24 protein-coding genes and 2 pseudogenes are annotated in these 24958 nt (G+C 64.0%); 16 read left to right on the top strand and 10 right to left on the bottom strand.

The window, feature by feature from the left end; genetic code table 11:
• Positions 1-21: 21 nt before the first annotated feature.
• Genes QRN51_RS05165 through xylA form a run of 3 tightly spaced genes read right to left on the bottom strand, consistent with a single transcriptional unit; the run spans position 22 to position 3779 of the window.
• A complete protein-coding gene (locus QRN51_RS05165) occupies positions 22-1107 on the bottom strand; it encodes a Gfo/Idh/MocA family protein (protein ID WP_350224958.1) in 1086 nt (361 codons plus the stop codon).
• Positions 1082-2584: a xylulokinase gene (gene xylB, locus QRN51_RS05160; RefSeq protein ID WP_284988910.1), complete on the bottom strand. Its 1503-nt coding sequence runs from the start codon at positions 2582-2584 to the stop codon at positions 1082-1084. Before xylB ends, QRN51_RS05165 begins: the two co-directional genes overlap by 26 nt.
• 4 nt (positions 2585-2588) lie before the next feature.
• Positions 2589-3779 (bottom strand): xylose isomerase, encoded by a 1191-nt coding sequence (gene xylA, locus QRN51_RS05155; RefSeq protein ID WP_284988909.1) that lies wholly within the window; start codon positions 3777-3779, stop codon positions 2589-2591.
• 205 nt (positions 3780-3984) lie between these two features.
• Here xylA and QRN51_RS05150 point away from each other — a divergent pair, with 205 nt between their 5' ends.
• The 3 genes from QRN51_RS05150 to QRN51_RS05140 are packed head-to-tail and all read left to right on the top strand — an operon-like array spanning position 3985 to position 7424.
• Positions 3985-5250, top strand: coding sequence for an FAD-binding protein (locus QRN51_RS05150; RefSeq protein ID WP_284988908.1), 1266 nt, complete (start codon positions 3985-3987; stop codon positions 5248-5250).
• Between the two features lie 10 nt (positions 5251-5260).
• A complete protein-coding gene (locus QRN51_RS05145) occupies positions 5261-6487 on the top strand; it encodes an ROK family protein (protein WP_284988907.1) in 1227 nt (408 codons plus the stop codon).
• A 10-nt stretch (positions 6488-6497) separates the two neighbouring features.
• The gene (locus QRN51_RS05140; RefSeq protein WP_284988906.1) at positions 6498-7424 is read left to right on the top strand and encodes an aldose 1-epimerase family protein; all 927 of its coding nucleotides are present in this window, start codon (positions 6498-6500) and stop codon (positions 7422-7424) included.
• A gap of 18 nt (positions 7425-7442) precedes the next feature.
• On the opposite strand, the gene QRN51_RS05135 is transcribed toward QRN51_RS05140, so the two are convergent.
• The 5 genes and pseudogenes from QRN51_RS05135 to QRN51_RS05115 all read right to left on the bottom strand — a co-directional run bounded on the left by QRN51_RS05135 (position 7443) and on the right by QRN51_RS05115 (position 12127).
• Positions 7443-8630: a 4-hydroxybenzoate 3-monooxygenase gene (locus QRN51_RS05135; protein ID WP_284988905.1), complete on the bottom strand. Its 1188-nt coding sequence runs from the start codon at positions 8628-8630 to the stop codon at positions 7443-7445.
• A 113-nt stretch (positions 8631-8743) separates the two neighbouring features.
• On the bottom strand, positions 8744-9496 hold the full coding sequence (locus QRN51_RS05130; RefSeq protein WP_284988980.1) for an IclR family transcriptional regulator: 753 nt from the start codon (positions 9494-9496) through the stop codon (positions 8744-8746).
• 48 nt (positions 9497-9544) lie between these two features.
• Positions 9545-10108, bottom strand: a complete 564-nt coding sequence (locus QRN51_RS05125; RefSeq protein ID WP_059388779.1) for a hypothetical protein — start codon at positions 10106-10108, stop codon at positions 9545-9547.
• A 106-nt stretch (positions 10109-10214) separates the two neighbouring features.
• Positions 10215-10985: a GAF and ANTAR domain-containing protein gene (locus tag QRN51_RS05120; RefSeq protein WP_284988978.1), complete on the bottom strand. Its 771-nt coding sequence runs from the start codon at positions 10983-10985 to the stop codon at positions 10215-10217.
• A gap of 93 nt (positions 10986-11078) precedes the next feature.
• Positions 11079-12127 (bottom strand): annotated as a pseudogene (locus QRN51_RS05115) (FUSC family protein).
• Between the two features lie 306 nt (positions 12128-12433).
• On the opposite strand from QRN51_RS05115, the gene mscL reads away from it, so the two are divergent.
• The 9 genes from mscL to QRN51_RS05070 all read left to right on the top strand — a co-directional run bounded on the left by mscL (position 12434) and on the right by QRN51_RS05070 (position 20700).
• A complete protein-coding gene (gene mscL, locus QRN51_RS05110; protein ID WP_284988904.1) occupies positions 12434-12865 on the top strand; it encodes a large conductance mechanosensitive channel protein MscL in 432 nt (143 codons plus the stop codon).
• A gap of 121 nt (positions 12866-12986) precedes the next feature.
• Positions 12987-13850: an ACT domain-containing protein gene (locus QRN51_RS05105; RefSeq protein ID WP_284988903.1), complete on the top strand. Its 864-nt coding sequence runs from the start codon at positions 12987-12989 to the stop codon at positions 13848-13850.
• 30 nt (positions 13851-13880) lie between these two features.
• The gene (locus QRN51_RS05100; protein ID WP_284988902.1) at positions 13881-14135 is read left to right on the top strand and encodes a hypothetical protein; all 255 of its coding nucleotides are present in this window, start codon (positions 13881-13883) and stop codon (positions 14133-14135) included.
• An 80-nt stretch (positions 14136-14215) separates the two neighbouring features.
• Positions 14216-15163 (top strand): proline dehydrogenase family protein, encoded by a 948-nt coding sequence (locus tag QRN51_RS05095; protein WP_284988901.1) that lies wholly within the window; start codon positions 14216-14218, stop codon positions 15161-15163.
• A gap of 418 nt (positions 15164-15581) precedes the next feature.
• Positions 15582-16922 (top strand): MFS transporter, encoded by a 1341-nt coding sequence (locus QRN51_RS05090; protein WP_284988900.1) that lies wholly within the window; start codon positions 15582-15584, stop codon positions 16920-16922.
• Positions 16923-17023: 101 nt separating this feature from the next.
• Positions 17024-17707, top strand: a complete 684-nt coding sequence (locus QRN51_RS05085) for a GntR family transcriptional regulator (RefSeq protein WP_284988899.1) — start codon at positions 17024-17026, stop codon at positions 17705-17707.
• The gene (locus tag QRN51_RS05080) at positions 17704-18516 is read left to right on the top strand and encodes an aspartate/glutamate racemase family protein (RefSeq protein WP_284988898.1); all 813 of its coding nucleotides are present in this window, start codon (positions 17704-17706) and stop codon (positions 18514-18516) included. The genes QRN51_RS05085 and QRN51_RS05080 overlap by 4 nt, the downstream gene beginning before the upstream one ends.
• 8 nt (positions 18517-18524) lie before the next feature.
• On the top strand, positions 18525-19958 hold the full coding sequence (locus QRN51_RS05075; RefSeq protein ID WP_284988897.1) for an amidohydrolase family protein: 1434 nt from the start codon (positions 18525-18527) through the stop codon (positions 19956-19958).
• 7 nt (positions 19959-19965) lie between these two features.
• Positions 19966-20700 (top strand): maleate cis-trans isomerase family protein, encoded by a 735-nt coding sequence (locus QRN51_RS05070; RefSeq protein WP_059388791.1) that lies wholly within the window; start codon positions 19966-19968, stop codon positions 20698-20700.
• Between the two features lie 18 nt (positions 20701-20718).
• Here the strand turns inward: QRN51_RS05070 and QRN51_RS05065 are convergent, their stop codons facing one another.
• A complete protein-coding gene (locus QRN51_RS05065; RefSeq protein ID WP_035743560.1) occupies positions 20719-20922 on the bottom strand; it encodes a cold-shock protein in 204 nt (67 codons plus the stop codon).
• A gap of 271 nt (positions 20923-21193) precedes the next feature.
• Here QRN51_RS05065 and QRN51_RS05060 point away from each other — a divergent pair.
• Positions 21194-21508 (top strand): annotated as a pseudogene (locus QRN51_RS05060) (SDR family oxidoreductase); the annotation flags it as partial.
• Between the two features lie 81 nt (positions 21509-21589).
• Here QRN51_RS05060 and QRN51_RS05055 read toward each other — a convergent pair.
• Complete coding sequence (locus QRN51_RS05055; protein ID WP_284988896.1) at positions 21590-22642, bottom strand: iron ABC transporter substrate-binding protein; 1053 nt, start codon at positions 22640-22642, stop codon at positions 21590-21592.
• Between the two features lie 325 nt (positions 22643-22967).
• Here QRN51_RS05055 and QRN51_RS05050 point away from each other — a divergent pair, with 325 nt between their 5' ends.
• From QRN51_RS05050 to QRN51_RS05040, 3 genes are all read left to right on the top strand, one after another.
• Complete coding sequence (locus QRN51_RS05050; protein ID WP_284988895.1) at positions 22968-23621, top strand: hypothetical protein; 654 nt, start codon at positions 22968-22970, stop codon at positions 23619-23621.
• Positions 23622-23675: 54 nt separating this feature from the next.
• Positions 23676-24110, top strand: a complete 435-nt coding sequence (locus tag QRN51_RS05045) for an SRPBCC family protein (protein WP_284988894.1) — start codon at positions 23676-23678, stop codon at positions 24108-24110.
• A gap of 91 nt (positions 24111-24201) precedes the next feature.
• Positions 24202-24870 carry a hypothetical protein gene (locus QRN51_RS05040; RefSeq protein WP_284988893.1) on the top strand — a complete coding sequence of 223 codons (669 nt, stop codon included), beginning with the start codon at positions 24202-24204 and terminating at the stop codon, positions 24868-24870.
• Positions 24871-24958: the final 88 nt, after the last annotated feature.

Raw genomic sequence — 24958 nt, 5'->3', positions numbered from 1 at the left:
TGCCGAGGTGCTGCCCTGCCCCTAGTCCCCCGGGTAGCTGATTCCCGCTTGCCTGCGTGCTTCATCCAGCAGGGACATGGTGGTCAGGGTATCCGCCAACGGCATTGTGGGGCACTCAAGCAGGCCCAGTTGCAGGCAACGAATCACTTCGCGCAACTGGTAGGTGTAGCCATGGCCGACCGGGGTGAATTTCTCCTGCCGTTGCTCGCCGGAGCTGGAGGTGATGGTCAACTCCGTCGGATTGAACAGCGGTGCGTTGGATCGGAGCATCCCCTTCGTGCCGCATATGGTGGCCGTTTGGGGGGTGGCCGAGGTCAAGGAGGTCATGGCCTGGACCTGTGCCCCGGAAGGATAGGACAGTGTCAGTGCGGTCTCGGAATCCACTCCGCCGTCAGTGAGATGCGCCGTGGCCGTCAACGATTCCGGGCGTCCTAGGCTGATCAGCGCCCATGTCAGGGGATAGACACCAACGTCCATCAGGGCACCTCCCCCGTCGTCGAGCCTCCACAGCCGGGATTCTGGATTGCACGGCGCCGGAAACCCGAGATCAGCTTGCAGCCACCGGATCTCGCCGAGTTCGCCGGATGCGATGATTTCCGCCGCCCGTTGCACGCTGGGCAGGAACCGGGTCCACACTGCTTCCATCAGGAACAGGCTTTTCTCCCGGGCCAGCCGAACCAAGACCTCTGCTTCACGGGCGTTGATGGTCAGCGGCTTCTCGCACAACACGTGCTTCCCCGCTTCGAGGGCCGCCTTCGCCGCCGAGAAATGACTCGTGTGAGGGGTTGCCACATACACGACGTCCACCGCGGGATCCTGGAGGAGCCGCTGGTACCCCGGAAGCCCGCCGTCGTCGCCGTAGGCGCTCTGGAAGCCGTGCTCCGAAGCAAACGCGTCCGCGTTTTCCTGGGTCCGGGAACTGACGGACTGCAAAACGGCGTCGGGAAGGAGCGCGAGGTCGCTGACGACCGTGGAGGCGATCCGTCCGGTGGAAATGACTCCCCACCGGACGGGACTGCCCGATGCGGGCACCGGATCCTGGTTCAGGGAATCAAGAAGCGGTGTCCTGATGAGCAGCGATTCAGTTGCCGGCGTCAACGCGGGCACTGACCTTCCTGTAGTTCTGCCCGATCGACGCTCGGAAATCCGGCTCGGGTGTGGCGTCGAGGGCCACGGGCCAATCCGGGCGGTAGCCTGCGAGCGCCCACGCCGCCTGCACGGCTGCACCGCGGGCAACGTATTCGCCCGGGCTCGGAATCACGACAGGCAGGTCGAATACCTGAGCCGCTATCCGTTGCACGGCAGGATTCTTTACCGCGCCCCCGATCAACTGCAACCGTTCCGCACGGACACCCTGGTCACGCAGCGCGTCCAGGCCTCCGGCGAGTCCACACAGCATGCCTTCGATGGCGGCCCGGGCGATATTCGGCCGGGTGGTGGAGGCGATGCTGAGGCCGTGGAAGCTGGCCTTCGCGTGAGGCAGATTGGGAGTCCGTTCCCCTTCGAAATACGGCACCAGCACCACGCCTCCCGAGCCAGGCTCAGCTTCAAGGGCGAGCCTGGACAGCCCGTCGAAGTCGACGCCGAGCACTGCGGCTACCGAGCTGAGCACGCGGGCGGCGTTCAAGGTCACTGCGATGGGCAAATACTCGCCGCTCGCATCGGCGAAGCCCGCCACGGTCCCGCTCGCATCATGTCCGGGTGAAGAGTCGACGGCGAACACGGTGCCGCTGGTGCCCACGGACACGACGACGTCGCCGGGTTTGGCTCCGAGCCCAAGCGCGGCGGCGGCATTGTCCCCCGCCCCGACGCCGAGCAGGATCCCGCCGCCCAACGCTTCGCTTGCGCCACGGCCCCCGAAACACGCCGGGTGCACGCGGCCCGCGGTTTCGCCCGGACCTAGCACCCGGGGAAGAACGACGACGCCGGGCGCCGCCGTCGTCGTCCCGCCCGAGGCTTCCCGGGCGTCCTGGCCGAACGCCAGTTTGAACAAGTCCAGATCGTAGCGTCCGGTCAGCGGGCTCCAATAGCCGGTGCCGCTGGCGTCCGAACGGTCAGTGGTGAGTTCGTCCAGGTCCGGCCCCAGCGGGCTGGAGCCCGCCGGACCGTAACCGCGGAGACGCCACGTGAGCCAGTCGTGGGGGAGCGCGACGGCGGCCACCCGAGCCATGCTTTCGGGTTCGTGGTCCCTAATCCAGCGGATTTTCGTGATCGTGAACGAAGCCACCGGAACCAGGCCGGTCCGCCGGGCGAAGTCCTCCGCCCCCACTTCGGCGGTGAGATCTTCCGCCGAGCCGGCCGAGCGAGTGTCATTCCACAGCAGCGCCGGCCGCACCACATTGCCCTCGAGGTCCAGCAGCACCATCCCGTGCTGCTGGCCCCCTACGGACAGTGCGCTGACATCGGCCAGGCCGCCGGCGTCGCCGAACGCTTCGGACAGCGCCCGCCACCACTCGTCCGGATGGACTTCCGTTCCCTCCGGGTGGCTCGCGCGGCCCGCACGCACGAGCGCACCGCTTTCCGCGTCCAAGACCACCACTTTGCAGCTTTGGGTAGAGGAATCAACCCCGGCAACCAGTGTCATGAGGTCAGCGCGCTCCGAGGAGGTGCTCGATGAAGAGCTGCTGGAGCTTCACGAACCCAAAGCCCTTGCCGCCGAAGTAGGCATCGGCGTCGAAGTCCTCGTAAGCGGACTTGTCCGCACGCAACTGCTCGTAACCTTCGCCCGGGTTCAGGGTGGGTTCGTTGATTTCTGCCACGCGGGACGCCCGGAGGGCTTCCTGGACCTCGGGGTCGGCGCGGAATGCCTTGGCGCGCTCCTTGAGCAGCAGGTAGGTCTGCATGTTCGCGGCCGCAGAGTCCCACACGCCGTCGATGTCCTCGGTGCGGCTGGGCTTGTAGTCGAAGTGGCGCGGACCGTCGTAGGCGGGGCCGCCGTCGGGACCGCCGTTTTCGAGCAAGTCCACCAAGGAGAAAGCGTTCTGCAGGTCACCGTGGCCGAACACCAGGTCCTGGTCGAACTTGATGCTGCGCTGGCCGTTGAGGTCGATATGGAAGAGCTTGCCCTGGTACAGGGCCTGGGCGATGCCGTGCGTGAAGTTCAGGCCCGCCATCTGCTCGTGGCCGGTCTCGGGGTTGATGCCCACGAGCTCCGGGCGTTCCAGGGTTTCGATGAAGGCTAGGGCGTGGCCCAGGGTGGGGAGCAGGATGTCGCCGCGGGGTTCGTTCGGCTTCGGTTCAATCGCGAAGCGGATGTTGTACCCCTTGTCCGTGACGTAGTCGCCCAACAGGTTCACGGCCTCGCGGTAACGCTCGAGCGCGCCGCGGATGTCCTTGGCGGCGTCGTATTCGCTGCCTTCACGGCCGCCCCACATGACGAACGTTTCGGCGCCGAGTTCTGCGGCGAGATCGATGTTGTCCAGCACCTTGCGCAGGGCAAAGCGGCGGACGCCGCGATCGTTGCTCGTGAAACCGCCGTCCTTGAAGACGGGGTGGCTGAACAGGTTGGTGGTGACCATGGGAACGATCATCCCCGTGGCTTTGAGCGCACCCTGCAAGCGGTCGATTTCGCGTTGGCGATCGGCAGCCGAGCAGCCGAAGGGGAACAGGTCGTTGTCGTGGAAAGTGATGCCGTAGGCGCCAAGGTCGCTGAGTCGGTTGACGGCTTCCACGGTGTCCAGGGGAGGGCGGGTGGCCGAACCGAACTGGTCCTGCGCCTCCCAACCGACGGTCCAAAGACCGAACGAGAACTTGTCTTCACGGGTGGGCTGAATCGTCATTGAGTGCTCCGGGTAGTGGAAAAGGGTTTGTTTCGCTATCCAACATATTATGAATTCCTGTGATGTCAACCACGTGAAGCCAACAAAGTTTTTTTCATCCCCTCAAGGAAAAGTCCGGAAAATACCTGGCGCATGGGCCATTCAGCCGTTATGTTGTTGTGGACATCAAATAAGGCCGTCGAGCCCTCGAACGAAGGATTCAACCGTGACTGATCAGCTGGTGGCGGAACGCAACTGGGCAGGAAACTACAGCTACCAGGCACCGCAACTCGCCCATCCCGCCAGCGCGGAGGAACTGCAAGGTCTCGTGGCAGGCGCCCAGAAGGTCCGTGCGCTTGGCTCCAGGCATTCCTTCAACTCCATCGCGGACACGGCCGGTACCCTCGTGGTGCTGGACCAGCTGGATCCGGGCATCAGCGTGGATGCGGCGAACATGACCGTCACCGTGAGCGGTGGCACGCGGTACGGGACCCTGGCGGCAGAACTCCAGCGCCAAGGCTTCGCCCTTCACAACCTCGCCTCGCTCCCCCACATTTCGGTGGCAGGAGCTGTCTCCACCGCCACGCACGGCTCCGGTGATGCCAACGGCAACCTTGCCAGCGCCGTCGCGGGCCTTGAGCTGGTCACGGCGGACGGCAGCATTCTCAGCGTAGGCCGCGGCGACGAGGATTTCGACGGAATGGTGGTGGGACTCGGCGCACTCGGCATCGTCACCAAATTGACCCTGGACATCCAGCCAACCTTCGACGTCGCCCAGAGCGTGTTCGAAAACCTCAACTGGGACCTCGTCCTGGAAAACTTCGACCAGATAACCTCCTCCGCGTATAGCGTCAGCCTGTTCACCGATTGGAGCGAAGACACCGTGGGCCAGGCGTGGCTCAAGAGGCGCGGCGGCGATGCGGCCGTGGAAACGTCGGATTTCTTCGGCGGCACCCCGGCAACAGAAGCCCGGCACCCCCTTCCCGGCGTGTCAGGTAGCAACTGCACGCAGCAGCTCGGCATGGCCGGGCCGTGGTCCGACCGGCTGGCCCATTTCAGGATGGAATTCACACCGAGCCAAGGCGACGAGTTGCAGAGCGAGTACCTCATCCCCCGTGAACACGCCGTGGACGCCCTCCGCACCATGCGCCGGCTCTCCCACGTCGTGACTCCCCTGCTGCTGGTTGGCGAAATCCGCACGGTGGCCGCCGACCAGCTCTGGCTGAGCGCCAACTACGGCCGCGACGGCATCGGCTTGCACTTCACGTGGCGCCAGGACCAGCCGGCCGTCGAAGCCATCCTGCCGCTGCTTGAGGCGGAACTGGCTCCGTTCGCGGCGAGGCCGCACTGGGGCAAGCTGTTCGACGCCGGTGCTGCCGCCGTCGCGCCCTTGTACCCTCGCTTCAACGACTTCATCGCCCTGGCTGAACGCCTCGATCCGTCCGGAAAGTTCCGCAACGACTTCCTGGACCGAACGGTGTTTGGGAGCTGATATTGTCGCGATGATGCCCTCCCCCACCCGAAATCCCGTCACCGCCAGCGAGCCCGATCCGTCACGGCGAAACAACCTGGCGCTGCTGACCTCCCTTGTCCACCACAACGGTGTACTCAGTCGTGCCCAGCTGACCAAGCGGACAGGCCTGAACCGGTCCACGGTAGGGGCGTTGATAGGGCAACTCGTGAACTTGGAAGTGGTGTATGAGACGGCGCCCTCCGGCGAAGCGCAGGTGGGCAGGCCCAGCCCGATCGTCCATCCCCGGCCGTCCATAGCTGCCCTTGCGGTCAACCCGGAGATCGATGCTGTCACCATCGGTCTTGTGGGCCTCGGGGGGAAGGTCCAGAAGAAGATCCGTTTCGACACCGAGCGGATCCCGACGGCCAAAGAAGCCGTGAACATCGCGGCGGCCGTCATCGAGGGAATGCGGTCGGAGCTCGACACGTCGTACCAGGTCATGGGCGTGGGCATCGCAGTGCCCGGACTCGTCAACCGCGGCGACGGCGTGGTCCGGCACGCCCCGCATCTGGGCTGGCGCGATGAACCCATAGCCCGAATGCTCGGCGAAGCTACCGGATACCCCTGCCACGCGGCCAACGACGCATCGCTCGGCGCCGAGGGTGAACTCCTTTTCGGCGCCGGCGCGGGCCAAAGGAACCTGATCTTCCTCAACGGTGGCGCCAGCGGCATCGGCGGCGGAATCATCGCTGACGGGGAATTGCTTCGCGGGACATCCGGCTACGCCGGGGAACTTGGACATACCTTTGTCCGCTCGACCGGCAAACCTTGCCATTGCGGGGCCGCAGGCTGCCTCGAGACCGAAGTCTCGCAGTCCTCGCTTTTTGAACTGGCCGGGATCGGCGGTGGGGATGCGGGTGAACTCGAGCAAGCGCTTCGCCGGAACAGCAGCGAAGCGGTGGGCGCCGAAGTGGCACGCCAGCTTGAGTATCTTGGCATCGCCTTGCGGAATGCGGTGAACATTTTCAACCCTGAAGCGATCGTCCTGGATGGCTTCCTCGGCGTCTTGCACGCCCTGTCTCCCGGGACATTGGACAGCTCGCTGCGATCCCAGGCGATGGACGGACCGGCTGGCCAGGTAAAGATCTACCGGGCCGCCCTCGGCTCGGATCTCATGATGATCGGAGCCGCGGAACTGGCCTTCGCACAGTTCCTCGCGGATCCGGCCGGCGCCTTAGCTGCGCTTCCTCTTAGTAAGGTCGACTATGTCCACTGACAGTTCGCCCATGGGCAAACATTTTGAACTCAAGGCCAGCATAGGCGGCCGCATCCAGCGCGCCGTCGTCACGGAAATCGCCGCCAGCCTGCGGGAACTCGACGTCGACGGCGTGGCCCTGGTCCAGGACTATCCCGCCGATGCCCAACCGCCATGGTGCGCGGGCTGGGTCCTGGTCCCGTGGCCCAACCGGGTGGCTGGCGGCACATGGAGCTACGACGGCGCCGCCCAACAACTCGACATCACCGAACCGGACAAAGGCAACGCCTTGCACGGGCTCCTGACTCGGACTCCTTACGGGGTCGGCGCCCACACCACAGACAGCATCACGCTCGACGCCGGGATCTCGCCGCAGCCAGGGTACCCCTTCGAGCTGTCGACGTCGGTCCACTATCAACTCGTGGAGGACGGGCTGCTTGTCACCCACCGCCTGGAAAACACGGGCCACCGGTCCGCGCCCGTCGCGCTCGGCGCCCATCCTTTCCTCCGCCTGGGCAGCGTGCCGACGGACGAACTCACGCTCTACATCAACGCCGCTACCCACATCGAGGTGGACGAACGCCTGAACCCCAGTGGAATCACCACGGACGTCGCCGGAACCAGGAACGATTTCCGTGCCGGGCAGCTGGTGGGCGTCGTTGACCTCGACGACGCCTGGAGCGATGTCCGCCGCGAGGAGGACGGAAGCTCGCTGCACTACCTCGAAGCGCCCGACGGCAGCCAAGTCCAGATGTTCATGGATGCCTCCTTCGGGTATATCCAGGCCTTTACCACCACGGAGTTCGCGGCCGACGGCGGCATGGTGACAGCCGTCGCGGTTGAACCGATGACAGCGCCCGCCGATGCCTTCAACAGTGGCGAGGGCCTGCGCTGGCTGGAACCCGGGGAGGCGTGGGAAGCCAGCTGGGGCATCCGGTACGTGACGACGCACAAGTAGCCCGGCGCGCGTCGCCAGCTACTTCCCGCCCGGCCACCCCGTGTACGACTCAGCCAGGTACGCCCGGGCGTGCCGGGACGAGACTACGGAGTGGAGCTCGCCAAGCTGGCGCGCGCGGCCGAAGTCGTCCGATCCGGGAACGGTGTGCAGCATGGACGTCATCCAGTAGGAGAAATGCTGGGCTTTCCAAACGCGTTCCAGGGCCCGGTCGCTGTAGGACTCGAGCAGCGCCTTGGAACCGTTCGAATAGTGGGATTCGAGGCCTTCGAACAGCACCTTGACGTCATGGAGCGCCAAATTGAGGCCCTTGGCGCCGGTCGGCGGGACAGTGTGGGCTGCGTCGCCGGCAAGGAACAGGTTCCCGTGGCGCATGGGCGTGTGGACGAAGCTGCGGAACGGCAGGACCATCTTTTCGAGGACGGGCCCTTCCTTGAGCTCAAAGCCGTTTCCGTTGACGCGTTTGCGGAATTCAGACCAGATACGCTCGTCGTCCCAGTCGGCCACGTTTTCCTTGGGGTCGCACTGGAAGTACATGCGCTGCACATTCTCCGTGCGTTGGCTGATCAGGGCGAAGCCGTTCTCGGAGTTGGCGTAGATCAGTTCGTCTGAGCTGCGCGGGGCCTGGGCGAGGATGCCGAACCAGGCGAAGGGATATTCGTGGAAGTACCACTTGCGGTTGGCCTCGGGGATCTGGAAGCGGCAGTGGCTGCGGGAACCGTCAGCACCCACCAGGAAGTCCGCCTGGATTTCGAATTCCTGGCCCTCGGCGTCGGTAAACCAGACTTTCGGTTTGCCTTCGAGGTCGTGGATGGTGGTGTCCGTGACGCTGTACCGGACGTCGCCGCCGTCGTCCTTGCGCCGTGCGGCGAGGTCTAGGAAGACGTCAGTTTGCGGGTAGAGCCACACCGATTCCCCCACGAGCTCTTTGAAGTCGATCCTGTGGCTTTCGCCGTTGAAGCGCAGTTCGATCCCGTCATGCCTGTCGCCGTCGCGCAGCACCCGGTCCGAAACCCCGCTTTCGACGAGCAGGTTCACGGAGCCGTGTTCCAGGATGCCCGCACGCACGGTTTCGGCGATCTGCTGGTGGCTGCGGACCTCGATGACGATGGATTCGATCCCCGCTGTGGCCAGCAGATGGGAAAGCATGAGGCCGGCCGGGCCCGCCCCCATGATGGCCACTTGGGTGGTGATGATCTTGCGTGCCAAAGTTTCCTCGCTTCATTGCGGAACCGCGCCTTAAGGGCTGCGGAGCTTCTGCTGATCAGTGTGACCCCCGCCGCATCGTCGGCGTTAGACGAATTCCGTTCAACGGAAAACCCTTAAGTGTTCCGCTGCTCCCCGAGCTGGCGCCCGATTCCGCGCGCCGCCGTCTGCAGCGCCGGCACCAACGCCTGCAGGCGCATTTCGGCGAGGGGAACCACGACGCCGAGCGCCGCCACCGTGCGCCGCTTGCCGTCCGCGACCGGCACCGCGATTCCCCAAGTGTCCGGATCCACGACGCCCGCGAGCTGCGCGTACCCCTGCTGGGCGGTTTCAGCCAAAAGGTGACGGACGACGTCGACCGTCACCTTTCCAGCTGGGTCGCTGAACTGTTTGAGGTAATCGGCCTGCTTTTCCCGCGGCTGGCTGGCCATTAACGCCAGCCCGGCCGAAGAAATGTGAACGGGCATCCGGCCGGCAACGCGGGCACGGTTGGCCACGGATCCCCGGCGGGACAGCCGCTCCACGAACAACGCTTCCCAACCATCGAGCACGGCAAGGTTCACGTTCTGGTTCAGGACCTGCTGGATATCCTCCATGAACGGCAGGGCCGCTTGCCGGAGGGCCAAGGTGGGTGAATTCCGGTTGACGAGTTCCCATAACCGCAGGCCCAGGCGGACATCTCCGCCGGCAGCCAGATCCAGGAGACCGTGGTCGGCGAGCTGCCGGACCAGGCGATGGGCACTCGTGAGCGGCAAGCCGGCAGTCTCCGCGAGTTCGGAAAGCCGCAGTGACGTGGATCCTTCGGGGAATGCTTCGATGATCCGGACGATGCGGTCCACGACGGAATCACCGGATGCCGAGTTGGCCACTGCGCTTTCCCCATTTCCCACGGATTCCATTCAATGGTGGGCTCAAGTTTACTGCGGTTCAGCGGGATCCGCAGGGGCATGCTTGGTTTCCCGGCGCGAAATCTCCAAGCCGATCGCGTCGTAGTGCGCCAGCACTACCGGCGAGGCGGATGTACCGGGCTGGTCCAGCAGGCCAAACGCGAAATCGCTGGCAGCAAGAAGTTCTTCATCGGAGCATTTGTCCAGCGGTTGGAGTCCCGCCGCGTCGATTGAGGCTGCGAATTCGCCGGTGATTTCAATCGATTTCGTTCCCGCCGCGGCCCCGAAACCGGGACTGGCAGGCTTGTCCGTGAATTCCAGGGAAACGCCGGATCCGGTGGGCAGGCCAACTTCGGTGGCTCCGCCGTCGATCGCATTGAGGTCGTTGCGGAGTCCCGCTAGTGCCTGCGATTCGACAATCGCGGCGTGCGAAAAGCCGACTCTGATGTGGGAGGTGATGCCCATTCGGCGAATCCGGCGAACAATGTGAACCAGCGCGGAGCGGGAGTCCTGATTCAGGCTCCCCCGCACGTCGATCTCGACAGCGTCGGTGGAAACATCAAACTTTACAAGGGCGTGCAATCTACGGTCCATAGGTACTCCAAAAGAGGCGTCTATGGCCGACGGCTCAACCTCAAGAAGCCTATCCTCCGGAACCCTCGTTGTACACCCCGCGAGTCGACCGACGAGCGGGCCCGCCTCACCCGGCCCGGCTGCGGCCCGGCTCCTGGGCGGGCTCTTCGAAGTGGGTCAGGGTGCCCGCTGCGTCAACGGAGTCCACCAAGGACGTGGCGATATCGCGCAATTTCACGTTGCGATTGCTCGAGGCCTCCGTGAGGATCCGGACAGCGTCCTCCTGGCTGCAGCGGCTTTGTGCCATGACAATTCCAACGGCGATATCGATCACTGTGCGGGACTCCATGGCCGCCCGGAGATTCTTTGCGCTGTCTGCATGGAGGGCGAACCTGATAGCGAGACGCAAGGCCTGCGACACCTCACGGGTATATCCGCGGGCCCGATCAGCAGCCCGTTCGTCGAACTTGTACGGGGCCTCGGAGTACAGGTTGAGCGCTGCTTTGGCCTCTCCCTCCAGATTGAAGGGCAACGACAACACCGACCTCAGTCCGTGCGACGCAACGGCACTCGCATAGTCGGGACCCCAGCGGTTCTCTTCAAGAAGATCCGGGACGTGGACTTCCCTTTCCTCTTCGGCAGCCGTCAAACATGGCCCCTGGGCCAAGGAATACTGGATCTCGTCCACTTCGCGGGCCGCATCACTGCTCCAACCAATCGTGAGTGCCTTCCGCTCGCGCAGCAGCGTGATCCCACAGAGCGCGTCATCGCCGTCGCCCGCCATCTGGTGGGCAGAAAACCGCGCCAGCTCGTTGAGGAATTCCTCGAAGTCGGCACTCTCCAGGATCAGGTTCTGGATTCGGTCGATGGTGGTCAAAGTGTTATCTGCAGGAAGCATGGCGCGTTCTCCCGGTGAATATGCTGATTGGGGCATGTGGAAACAATAAGTCCCTTTACATAAGGTCCCACACGGTCGCCAATTGGGAAACGCCTAGCCGGAAGTGAGTTCCCTGACCCGGGACCATGCCGCAGGCGCCAATACCACCGCGACGCCGACGGCGGCCCCGATCACGGTCTCCACAATGCGGTCCCGCAGCAGGAGCGCGGGCGGAACGTTGGCAACCAGCAAAGTGGAAATGAGCGCGAGCGGTGTGACGAATATCTGCGCCACGAGATATTGGCGCGTAATGAAGAGCTCTGCTCCGAACTGGCATGCGGCAATCACCAACACCATCCACATGGCGCCGGGCCGAGCCAGAGGATTCCGGCCAACACCAGCAAACCGAGCAATGTCCCCACGATCCTCTGGATTCCCCGTTGCACCCGATGCCGGGTACTGCGCCCAACCAGGGGAACTACTGCCGCCACCATGGCCCAATAGCCGTGTCCGAATCCGAGCCACTGCCCAACCAAAGTAGCAAGCGTTCCGGCTAGCCCGGCAGCCAGGAAGTAGCCCAGGCCTTCCAGCCAAGCTGCCCGGATTTCCTGGGGCAGCAACCGGTCCGCAGCCGGTCGCTTCCATGGTGTCCGGTGGCTCGGGACTACCCGCGCCGACATTCCGATCAGCAACGCCAACACGGCAGTCAAAACCGCCGCCAACATCCCTTCCCAGAGCGGGGGCTGCTGGGGAACGGAGGCGATCGCGGCGAAAGCGAAAATATGGAAGAGCGAACCTGCCGGGCGAAGCCTCCACAGCGCGGTCACCACGGAGCAAAATGCGGCAACCAATGTGGTGCCTAGCGTGAGGATCCACAGGTACGCGTCCGAGCCCTGGCCAACCCGGGCGGTCAGGGTGGCAAGCAGGATGATGCCGAGGAGCAACGAACCGGCACGGAGCTGGCTTCGAAAACGGTGGCTGTGGGGCTCGTTACGGCCGTAGATATTCGTGAACGCCGCAAAGCTGGCGAAGACCACAAGGTCCAGCCGTCCGAACAACACGAGGGTGATCAACGGCAGGAAGACGCCCACCGCGCAGCGCACAGCCGGGTGATGGTCCTTGTTGCCAGGACCGATCCTGAACATCTCTGCCAGGGCGTTCAATGGCTTGCCTGCCTCTTTGCTTCTCTTGAGCGCCGAACTGCTCAACTAATCCCCACCGCCGCCCTCGCCTCGCAAGCTCGGCCAGGGAACCCTGGCGGCGTGGGCCCACGACGGCGGCACTGGCATCCGCTACGAGCTTACGCCGGGAGGCTCCAGGCAGCCGGACCGCCTTCCGTTGAATGGTAGGTCGTGAAGCGAAGTAAGACGGCGGCACGTCTTCGATTGATAGTCTCATGTCGGTTGTTACCAGCCGGGCCGGGGCGATTCCGGCCACATCACCTGTACCCATTCACCGGAGGTCAATCCATGCTCAAAGGTTTCAAGGACTTCGTTCTTCGCGGCAACATCATCGAGTTGTCCATCGCCGTCGTCATCGGCACCGCGTTCACAGCCCTGGTCGCAGCGTTCACCACCAACATCATCAACCCGGTCATCGCCGCCGCCGGCGGAGTCAATGCCCAGGGGCTCGGCTTCGCGATTTGGCCCGACAACGCGAAGACCTTCGTCAACTTCGGCGCCGTCATCACCGCGTTCTTAACTTTCCTGATCACGGCCGCCGTGGTGTACTTCATTTTCGTTGCGCCCATGAACAAGATCAACGAACTGACCAAGCGCCGCGCCTCCATCGAAGAGCCCGAGGACGAGCCACTGCCGGCTGATACCGCCCTGCTTGTTGAAATCCGCGACCTCCTGACCGAGCTCGCCGCTGCCAACAAGAGCAACGAGAACGCCCGCTAGGTTTCGTGAATCACGGCCAGTTCGGCGCGTCCGGTCGGCGCCGAACTGGCCCCATGAATACCGCCCCAGATCGTGACGCAGGCGCAATCCGCCTGAAACAGGGTTCGGGCACGATAGTGCCATGAAGCCGAAGAAGAGGTCTTCCGTTACCGCTGAGCTCTCCTGCGAAGTGTGCGGGCAGATGCCCGAGGCTCCGAAGGCAAGGGTCACCGTGGCCCAAATCGCGGTGATGCTTCCCATCGAACTTCTTGTCCACGCCATTGTGGTTGAAACGCAACTCCCTTACCTGGCCAAGGTGCTCCTCCTGACCGTGACCGCAACGGTCCTGGTGATTTGGGTTGCCGAGCCCTCCGCGGCCAGGATCCTGCGTCGCTGGATCCACGCACCTGCCATCCGCCACCGCAGGAAGCTCCATTCGGCCCCGGCGCTTTGGCGGGCGAGGACTGTGCTCCGCGACCAGCCAGGCTCCCTCCAACGCATGACCCACTCGCTCGCCCGGACGAACATCAACATCCTCAGCATCCATGTCCACCCCATGGATGGAGCCGTCATGGACGAATTCGTGGTGTCTGCCCCGGGCCACCTCGGCGAGCATGAGCTACTGACAGCGCTCGACGACGGCGGTGGCCGGGATTCGCACGTGTGGCCTACCACTGCACTCGCCATGGCGGACGGCCAGACAAAGGCCCTGAGCCTGGCTGCCCGGATCGCCGACAACCCGGACGAATTACCGCTGGCGGTAGCAGAACTGCTGTCGGCGAAAATCGTCACCCCTGAACCTGAAGGGCCGGCCGCCGAGGCAGGCGCCGCCGTCGGGCCCTCCACGACCCTCCTCAAGATTCCGACCGCATGGCGCGGGCCGCTCCTGTTCTCCCGACCGGACGAACCGTTCACGCCGGCGGAATCGGCACGCGCACATCGGCTTGCCGAGCTGGCGGAAATCCTGGCGCACACCCGGAGCGCCGACGCCAAAGACCGGGACTAGACCGGCCGACAACTGGAAGGTGGTGGCGGGATGAGCGCCATGGACATGAGGGAGATGGATTCCGCAGGGGTGTCCGTTCCCGGCCAGCCCAGCGCCGAGGCGGTGGCCACGAGCCGGGAGCCTCAGCACTGGGGCCGGGCGATGGCCGTTGCCATCAGCAAACTCGCGGACCAGCTGGCAAGCGAGGACGCGCATGAAGCCCTGATGGGCCGGGAACTGCGGCTCCGAGTCACCGCGGATCCGGACGGCGCACGCATCTCCGTGTGGTGTTTCCCGGAGGAGTAGCGAGGGCGGAGGGCCGATCCGGATTTCACATCATGAACCCGACGCCGGCGTCCACAAACTCCGCCGGTACAGTTTGTCGGGTGACTACCAAGATTGATCTCGAGCGTGCTGCCGATACCCTCCGGGCGTGGGCTTTGGATGAAGACCTGAAGCAACGCGTCATGTCCACGCCGGCCTTGGCAACAATGGCTTCGCGCGTGGCAAGGCGATACTCGGCCGGGGACACCACCGCCGATGCCATCGAGGTAGCCGCAGCGGCGGTGGCGCGCGGGCATGCCGCCAGCATCGAGTATGCCGGCGAGAGCGTGCGCAACGCCGAGCTCGCACGCTCGGAAGCCGGGGTCTTCCTTGAGCTGGGCGACGCCGTCGGGAAGAGCGGCCTCCCGAGCACCATCTCTTTCGACCTCTCCCATCTCGGCGCACTCGTGGACCGCGATCTGGCCCTCAACCATGTACGCCAGCTCGCCGCGATAACTGAACCGTACGGAACGGGACTGATGATCTCGGCCGAAGGCTCCGACCGGACCGATTTGGTCCTCGACCTGTACGACGAGCTCGCAGCAGAGATCCCCCGCGTCGGCATCACGCTCCAAGCCCGCCTGCACCGCACCCCCGGAGACCTCGAGCGGGTCCTTCGCCACCCGGGTACCGTTCGCTTGGTCAAAGGCGCCTTCCTCGAGCCCGAGTCCGTCGCCTTCCCTCGCAACAGCGCCGAACTGACGGCTGCCTACCTCGACCTCGCGAGCCAGCTCATCCGCTCGGGCCACTCCGTGTCCCTCGCAACCCACGACGACGAGCTCGTCAACACGCTCATCTCCAGGCACGGCGAGGCACTGAAGACAGACGCGATCGAATTCGAGATGCTCCTCGGACTCGGGACCGACCTTCTCGACCGGCTCCACAGGGCCGGGTACAGGACCCGTGAATACGTCATCTTCGGTGGCGAATGGTGGTTGTACGTCCTGAATCGCATCGCGGAACATCCCGAGCGGGCGCTGACGGCTCTCGCCGACCTCAACCCGAGCTAAGCCCTCCCCGATCCCGGCTGCCCTGCGAGGCGGAAAATACCCTGCGATACCGGTATTCCAGCGTCGCTGGGTATTTTCCGCGTCGCGTAGCCGTTTGCGCGTCGGTATCCCATCTTCGGCACCTCCGCGCACGCCGCCGCCCGGAATAAAGACACACGGCCACTCAGTCACATTCTGTTTCTTCGCCTTGTATACCAAAAGCCTTGACAGTGCCGCGGGTCACATCTACTTTTGATTTTGGGATCCCAAAGCGGGATCCCAAAACGGACCCAACGAACCGGCAGCGTCCCTCCTCCCAGAAAGAGGACCGGGCCGCGACAGTTGCCGCCGGCGCGAGTCCAGCTACCGCGGCAACCCGCACCCAGCTCAACAATTCAAGACTTTCCCCGCTCCTCAAACTCCCCCTGAAGGAGAAACTGTGTCTCTCCAAAACACTGAAGCAATAGCCTCGGAAGCAGAAGAAAAAGCCGGCAAGGACGGCGTGCAGCGACGCACGAGTGTCCGTTGGAGGCTCTTCGTCCTGCTGCTGATCCTGGTCGCCGTCAACTACATCGACCGCGGCTCCATTTCCGTGGCATTGCCCATCATCCAAAAGGAATTCAACCTCGCACCCGAACTCGTCGGGCTCCTGCTTTCGGCATTCTTCTGGACCTATGCGCTCATGCAGATCCCCGTCGGCTTGCTCATCGACAAGTTCGGCCCCCGTAAAGTCGTCACGGCGTCGTGCATCGGCTGGGGTGCCGCAACGGCAGCATCCGGCCTGGCCGGCGGCTTCCTCAGCATGTTCATCGCCCGCCTGGGTATTGGCGTCGCCGAAGCAGGCGTCATGCCGGCCGGCGGCAAGCTCAACGCCATCTGGATGCACAAGAAAGAGCGCGGCCGCGGCGCCACGATCCTTGACGCAGGCGCCCCGCTCGGAGCCGGCCTGGGCGGTATCCTCATCACCTGGCTCATCGCCTCAACAGGCAGCTGGCGCTACTCGTTCATCATCGCCGGTGCCGCCACCGTCCTCATGGGCCTGGCTGTCTGGTGGTACGTCCGGGACAATCCCCGCAACCACAAGGCCGTCAACGACGCCGAGGCCGAATACATCGAGTCCTCCCACGCCGAAGAAGACGCCGAGGCCACGAAAGACGGCGTCAAGGGCAAGCGCGCACTCCTCCCCTACCTGAAGTTCCGCTCTTTCTGGGCCATGTGCTTTGGCTGGCTGGGATTCAACGGCGTGTTCTACGGCCTGCTGACGTGGGGCCCGCTCTACCTCGCCCAGGCCAAGCACTTCAACTTGAACACCATCGGCTGGTCCACGTTCGTGATCTTCGGCGCAGGCTTCGTCGGCGAGATCCTCGGCGGCGCTATCGCCGACAAGTGGCGCGCAGCCGGCGCCTCGGCCAACCTGGTCATGCGCACCCTGCTGGGCATCTCCAGCGTCGTGGTAGTCGGCGGCCTCGTTGGCGTGACGGTCGTCGCAGACCCGATCACCGCCGTCGTGCTCCTCTCAGTGGTCTTGTTCTTCCTCCGCTGGGTGGGCCTGTTCTGGAGCATCCCGTCAATCCTCGGCGGCCGCACCAACGCTGGCGTCCTTGGCGGTGCAATGAACTTCAGCGGCAACATCGCAGGGTTCGTCACCCCGATTGTGGTAGGCCTGATTGTCGGGGCCACGGGCTCCTACACCTGGGCGCTGCTGTACTTTGTAGGATCCGCCGTGATCATGGGCGTCTCCGTCCTGACCCTGAACTACAACAAGCGGCTTCCGGTCTAACTCGCCTGACCGGGCCGGCCGTGCGGTCCTGAACCGCCGCACGGCCGGACGCCTCCGGGTTGCCGGGCGCATTGACCCAAGAGAACACGAATGGAGCAAGAATGCTGATTGCCGAAGAAACCCCCACCACGGACCGTCCCCTCCGGGAATCCGTGCGGGACGCCATCCGTTCGCGAATCTTTGAGGGTCACTACGCGCCCGGCACCCGGCTGGTGGAGCGGGACCTCGCCGCCGAATTCAACGTCTCGCGACTCCCCATCCGCGAAGCCCTCCGCATGCTGCGGCAGGAAGGCCTCATCCAGGACCGGGCCTCACGCGGTTCCGAAGTGGCGGGGTTGAGCCCCAAAGACGTCGAGGACCTCTTCGACGTCCGCCAGTCGCTCGAAGTCCTCGCCTGCCGCCTGGCCGCGGCCCGCGCCACGGACAAGGACCTCAAGCACCTGACCGGGCTCCTCGATGAGGCCGATCGCTTCCTTGCGAAAGGCTCAATCCTCGAGGCGCACCGCGCCAACAGCGAATTCCACGATGCCATCACGGCCATCGCCAACAACGATTTTCTCCGCACCGCGCTGGAACCGCTCCAAGGCCGCATGCACTGGCTCTTCCGCCACGTGGACGACCTGCCGGAGCTGATCCAGGAGCACCGCGATCTCTACGCCGCCATCGCCAGCGGCGATGCCGAGCGCGCCGCAACCCAATCGGCGTCGCACATTGGAAAGTACCGCGAGCAGTTCCCCCAGAACGAGCCCGCCACCGAACTCAAGTTGCAAGGCAAACGACCATGAAATTGCTAGTCATCAATCCCAACATCAGCGCGGATGTCACCGCGCTGATCGACGCCGAAGCCCGCCGCTCGGCGGGGACTGACACCGAGCTGATCGTCAGGACCGCCGGACATGGCGTCGAATACATCGAGACCCGCTTCGAATCCCTCATCGCAGCCGGAGCCGTCGCCGAAATCATCGCCGAGCACTGCGGCGGCGATCCGGCTGCGGACCGCATAGACGGCGTCGTCGTGGCCGCATTCGGCGACCCCGGGATGCCTGCGCTCAAGGAACTGACCGACGTGCCGGTCATCGGGATCACGGAGGCCGCCCTCTGCGCCGCGGCCCTGCAGGGCCAACGCTTCTCCATCATCGCCATTTCGGACCGCATCACCGCCTGGTACCGGGACTGCGTGGAGCATTTCGGACTTGGCAGCCGTCTTGCCTCGATCCGTTCCATCAACCAGAGCCTCAACGGCATCGGCACTGTGCAACAGGACTTCAAGGAAACCCTCCTGGCACTGAGCCGGCTAGCGGTCGCCGAGGACGGCGCCGACGTCGTCATCCTGGCAGGTGCCCCGCTTGCCGGACTCGCGCGCGAGCTTGAAGGACAAATCCCCGTGCCCGTGGTGGACGGAATCTCCGCCGGGATCCGCATGACCGAAGCGGTTGTGGCCCTGCAATCCGGCTTCCACCGCCAAGGCGCTTTTGCGCCTCCGCCCGTCAAGCACCGCCGAGGACTGTCCGAAAACCTCGACGCCGCCCTGACCGCCATCCAGTCCGCCGCCGGCACCTCCGTTGCCGGCACCGCCGTTCCAGCAGGAAAGTAGGAACCACCGTGACCATTCCCGATCTCGTCATCGCCCACGGCACCGTGGTCAACAGCTTCGGCCGGCAAGCCGCGCACGTCGTGGTCGACGGCGGCCGCATCATCCAGCTCATCGACGACGCAGAACCGGTCCCTGCGGCCGCGCGTATCATCGACGCTTCGGGCAAGTTGGTCATCCCGGGCGGTGTGGACGGCCATTGCCACGTGGCCCAAGTGACCGGCCGCTTCCGCACCCTGGATGACTACCGCACCACCTCCACCGCGGCCCTGTGGGGCGGCACCACAACCATCATCGACTTTGGTATTCCGCGTGACGCCCAGGAAACCCCGCTGGACGCCGTCCTGAACAAGAAGCGCTTGGCCGCCGAATCCCGCTGCGACGTCGCGCTGCACGGCTCCGTGGTCAGTTGGGACGAGACCGTGCCCTGGCAGCTGGAGCAACTCGCCGCCGAGGGCGTCCGTTCGGTGAAGATGTACACCACCAACCGCGGCTCCACCATGGCCGACGGCGACACCATCCTGAAAGTCATGCGCGAAATGGTGCGCCTGGACGGACTCACGTACATCCATGCCGAACACGATCCCATCATCGCCGACTGCACCGAACAGCACGCTGCGGACGGCCGGATCGGCATCGAGCACCTGCATTCCACACGGCCCCAGCTCGCCGAGGAAATCTCTGTCAAAGAGACCCTCGCCATGGCCGAGTACACCGGTGCGCCGGTCTACTTCGTGCACCAGTCGACCCCCGGCGCGGTGGATCTGGTCACCGAGGCCCGCGGGCGCGGCCAGGAAGCCTACTCCGAGACCTGCCCGCACTACCTGACGCTGGATGACACCGTCTACGGCTCAAAATTCCCCGAGTGGTATGCCTGCTGCCCGCCCATGCGCAGTGCTGAAACCGTCGCCGCGCTGAAGGAACGGCTCGCGGCCGGAGCGATCCACACCGTGTCCTCGGACCACTCCTGCTACGACCTCTCACAAAAGCGCGAGCGCACCGACGACGTCCGCTTCATGCCGCACGGGCTGCCCGGCGTCGAAACCCGAATGCCCGTCACATTCACCGCAATGGCGCCCAACAGCACAGTGGAGGACTTCGTCGAGGTCTTCTCGGCCGGTCCCGCGCGGATCAACGCCGTGCCCGGCAAGGGCACCATCGCGGCAGGGTTCGACGCCGATCTGGTCATCTTCGATCCCGCCGAAGAACGCGAGGTCGACGGCGGCGCGCTCCACATGGGAACTGACTTCTCGCCTTTCGAAGGGAAGGCGCTGAACGGCTGGCCCGCCGTCGTCGTCTCCGCCGGACGCGTCGTGGTCGACGACGGCGGTTTCCACGATCCCGGACCGGTGGGCCGTTTCGTCGCCCGCAACGGCTTCGCCGCCCACCACGACGCCCTGTCCGTTCGAAAATTGCCGTCCGTTCCCGCCACCGTTTCTGCTTAGGAGAACCATGCCTTCCGAACACCGCCCCACCCGCATCGGCATGATCGTGCCGTCATCCAACACGTGCCTTGAACCGCAGAGCTACCGGATCCTGGGTGACCGCGAGGACGTCACCATCCACTTCACGCGCATTCCGGTCACACGCATTGCACTGGATGATTCCTCGGACAAACAATTCGATTCGGCCGTCATGAGGGAGGCCGCCGCATTGCTCGCGACGGCGGATGTAGACGTCATCGCATGGAACGGAACCTCAGGCTCCTGGCTCGGTTCCGCCCATGACGAAGCGCTGGTCCAGGAAATCACGGAGGCCACCGGGATCCCGGCCACGACCTCTACGTTGGCCTACCTGGAGGCCTTCAAGGCGTTCGGCACGGAAAGGATCAGCATGTTCACGCCCTATACAGGGGACGTGAACCATGCCGTCATTGAGTCATATGGGCGCGAAGGAATCAGGACGGTTGACCACCGCCACCTGGACCTCAGCAACAACGAATCCTTCGCCCGGGTCACGGACGCGGAGATGCTGCCCGGGTCCTTGGAACTTGCCGCCTCGAACCCGGACGCGCTCATTTATTTGTGCACGAACCTTTACGGCGCCAACATCACCGCGGAAGTGGAGGAAACCACCGGAGTGCCGGTGCTTGATTCCGTGGCGGTGACGCTATGGCACTGCCTCAAGCTTGCCGGAGCGCCCTTACTGGCACCCAAGTGGGGCCGGCTGCTTGCCGAACTAGCCTGATTCGTCAGTGGTGCCCTCTTAAAGAGGCTGGATGTTCTCCGCCTGGGGGCCTTTCGGGCCTTGGACGACGTCGAACTGGACCCGCTGATTCTCGTCCAGTGATCGGTACCCGCTTGAGGCGATCGCTGAGTAGTGGGCAAAAACGTCCGCCGAACCGTCGTCGGGGGCAATGAAGCCGAAACCCTTTTCGGCGTTGAACCACTTGACAATACCTGTTGCCACGGCCATGTTCCTTCTCTGAATCTGACTGGCCACCGGCTTCAAACCCGATGCCCCCGGACGCATACGTCCGCTTCCTCAAAGCTACGTGGCGGGGTTCGGGGGCGCAAGGATCTTCGGGGGTCTCGGTGTTCCCTGGGGCCCGAATCTTGAGGATTTCTTGTTCCTCTGCAGGGCGGGATCTTGAAACTGGGACGGCAGAGTGGTTGGCGATTAGCGTCGTCGGCCATGAAGGAGAACACCAGGTGGGGTTGTTCCGGCGCCGGTTCGAAGCGGCCGGATTGTCGCCTTGACGAGCGACCACACTGTTCACAACCTGCCGTATGGCGCGAGCAAGGGGGCCCTCGACCGGATCGTCACAGCGTCCGCCGTCGAGCTGGCAGGCCGGGGCGTGCGGGCGAACGTGGTGAACCCGGGCCCGATCGACACCGGGTGGATGGACGACGCTACGCGGCGTTCGGGCATTGACGCGACTCCGGCGGGTCGACTCGGCACGGCAGAGGACACGACGGACCTGGTGAGATTCCTGTTTTCCGAGCAGGGGTCGTGGATGAATGGCCAGATTCCTTATAGCAACGGGGGCTTTAAGGTCGGCTGGGCACTGACGGACCGCAGCCCCCGTCTTCGACGGGACAGGGGGCGGTCCGCAGCAGCAAGGCGGCCCTGGGGCCTAGAGAAGCCCGACCTTGGTCATCAACTCGGTAACCTTTTCGCTGTTGAGCTTGGCGGGGTCCACCGAAGGTGCCTGAAGGTCCTTGAGGGGCACAAGCTTGGAGTTCGCCGGTACGTCGGAGCCAACGGTGTATTCAAAGGAGTCACCGTTCTGGAGGACCTGCTGACCCGCTTTGCCCGTGATGAACTTCAGGAACTGCTGAGCTTGCGCCTGCTTCTTGCTGGACGCCAGGACAGCGCCGCCCGAGACGCTGACGAACGCACCCGGGTCCTGGTTCTTGAAGTAGTGGAGATCAACATTCTTGCTGTTTTCTCCGGTCTGGGCCTGGTCCACGAAGGAGTAGTAATGGTACAAAACTCCTGCGTCGACCTCGCCTGCGTTCACAGCCGCGAGCACCGGGGTGTCGTCCTTGTAGGACTTGAAGTTGGTTTTAGCCGCCTCCAGCCATTTCTGGGTGGCGTCTTCTCCCTTGAGCGCAAGCATCGCGCTGACAATAGCCTGGAAATCGGCTCCACCCGTGGACGCACCGATGCGTCCCTTCCATGACGGGTCCGCAAGGTCCATCAAGGACTTGGGAAGCTTGTCTGCACTGAGCTTGGTCTTGTTGTAGGCCAACACGGTGGAGCGGGCCGCGATGCCTGTCCAGTCGCCGGTGGAGGGCCGGTACTGCGTAGGGACTTGGCTAAGGGTTGCCTGATCGACGGGGGCGAGCAACCCGGCACTCGCGATGCGGACCATCGCCGGGGAGTTTTCCGTGAGGAAGACGTCCGCCGGAGAGTTCTTGCCTTCCTCACTGAGCTGGTTGCTCATTTCAAGGTCGTCACCATTACGGAGCGTAACCTTGATTCCCGTCTCCTTGGTGAAGGCGTCCACCCATGCGCCGGTGAGGTTTTCATGCTGCGCGTTGTATACGACGATGCCGTCACCGGACGCGCCGGCCGTGGAACCACCGCTCGCAGTACCGCTTGGTGCGCCGCTACACGCAGAAAGTGCCAGCAGCGTGGCCGTGGCGGCGGCAAGGGCCGTAGCGGGTTTGATGCCGAATTTCATGGGGGGCCTTTCAAGGGTTCCGGCTGGGACCGGAATGGCTGGGGGTTGCCCTACCCTTCGTGCACGGCAGCCCGACGAGTCGGGAGGAACGGCAACGAGATAGGCAAGGCAATCCTTACTGTAATAACAACATGCTGCTGTTGCGTAATTCTGGGCAAACTGAGGTCGACTGTTACAAACGGGAGCCTTGGCGCTAAATCTGTTCCGGTCCGCGTAAGGAAACCATTAAGGACCGACGACGGCCGCTCGGTTTGGTGGTCTGATGAAGAAAGGACGCACGGCCGATTCGGGCTTTGGGCCAACCTCGGTAGGAGCTGAATCCACCATGAAACGCAGTCCCCTCAACCAAGGAGCGGCACACGCTTCCGAGCTTGCCGGCGCGGCTCCGGAAGACTACGTCGTTGTCGATGAGCTCGGCGATTTCACGTACTACCCGTCCAAGACCGCCATGCTGGAAGACCTTGAGTACGTTGAGGAAGCGGCCAGCATCCTGGACCGGGCGGGGAACAACTTCCACTTGACCTTGGAGGAAGGCCGGAAGCTGACTCTTGGGTCCTCGTTCGGTCGGGTCGAATTCACGTGGCTCCGCCAAACCTGGATCAGCGACCGCCGCCGCGAACCGCAAGCGCATCGTTTGCTCCGCCTCTACCCCACAACGCTCGATGCCCTTCTGGCTGGAATATTTGAAACCTTGAGCCTGGAACTTGCCAGCGGCGCCACCGGTTCGCCCTGGGTATTGGATGTAGCGGGAGAAGAGACCCACTGCGCGACGCTCAGGGAGGTCGACGGCCTCCTCGCGCGGGTGGACCACCTTGAACGAATAGCAGTGCGGGACCCCTTCGGACACGACTACCGGCCGATACGTCATGCGACCCACCGCCTTCACGCCCCGGGTGCAGGCGCGATCTACTACGTGGAGATTGAACCCCAGAGTGAAGAGGCCCAGCAGCGCCCCGAAGAATCTGAGCATCTGCCATGAGTTCCTTCAATGGGGGTTACCGCCCGCTAGGCGCGTTCTGCGATAGTTAGGGACATGGTGGACGTCCAGACCGAAATACTGATCCAGCGGCCCCGCGACATCGTGGCAAGTTATGCTTCCAACCCGGACAACGCGCCGGTCTGGTATGTGAACATACGATCTGCACAATGGCAGACGCCGAAGCCCCTCGCGGTCGGATCCCGGGTTGCCTTCACCGCACGGTTCCTGGGCCGAAATCTGGACTATGTCTACGAATTCACCGAGCTTGTCCCCGGCGAGAAACTCACCATGCGCACAAGCCAAGGTCCTTTCCCGATGCGCACCACTTACATCTGGTCCGATGAGAATGGCGCCACCCGCATGACCCTCCGCAACACAGGTGAACCCTCCGGGTTCTCCGCGCTTGCGGGCATCCTCATGGCGCCAATGATGCGCACCGCCATGCGCAAGGACCTGGAGAACCTCAAGAAGATCCTCGAAGCCGGCTAGTCCACGAGCCCCAGGCTCTCCCCACGGCGTCGAATCGCCGACGCATTTATTCGCCGCAATTGCTGGCGAATTTCCTCTGTCGCGTGCAAGGATGACCCATACGATCGCCGCGGTCCACATTGGGGGAAACATGACCGAAAGCACCAACCTGCCGGAAAACACGCAGCCCGGCAGCAACGAATACGGCGCATCGCAGCGTCCCAAGCCTGAGTTCGGAATGAGCGCTCCGGATGCCCCGGGCCCCCACATTCCCTCTTGGCATCCGGAAGCCAACCAATCTCAGGCACCAGCATGGCCGCCCGCCCGCCCAGTTCGAACTGCCGAAAACGTGGGCCGAGGCGCGCTGTTCGCCCTCCCTGCCCTCCCGATCGGCGTCGTTCTGTGGCTTGTCATCTGGAGTTTTGGCTGGATGTCCTCGCTCGTCACCTTCGCCGCTGCCCCGATGGCGGCCCGTTTCTATGTCATGGGTGCTGGCGGGCTGAGCAGAAAAGGCGTGTGGGTGATAGCAGCGATCACAGCTGCCACTGCGATTTTGTCTTTCGTCGCTGGAGTCTGGCTGGACGCCGCCAAGTACATCAATAGCCAGCCCTTGTCTTTGATCACCAGCTCCGAGCCGTGGGACCTGATGAACTACAACCTGGCGAACAACCCGAATTTCGTGAAGAGTTACATGGGCGACTTCTTCATGGCGCTGCTCTTCGGCGCCTTGGGTTGCTTTTTCACCCTTCGACGCATGTTCGCAGCCACAAAGAACTCCTGAACGGCCACTAGGAGGTCGATCAACCCCCTACCCGTTGGTGAGGGTGATGTCGTCGAGGTACATCCAGGTGTCGTCGGCGGGGCTGGAG

The organism is Arthrobacter sp. efr-133-TYG-120 (assembly GCF_030209785.1).
Classification (GTDB): domain Bacteria; phylum Actinomycetota; class Actinomycetes; order Actinomycetales; family Micrococcaceae; genus Arthrobacter.
Note: the sequence above shows the minus strand (reverse complement) of the source record. Positions and strands in the feature narration are given on the sequence as shown.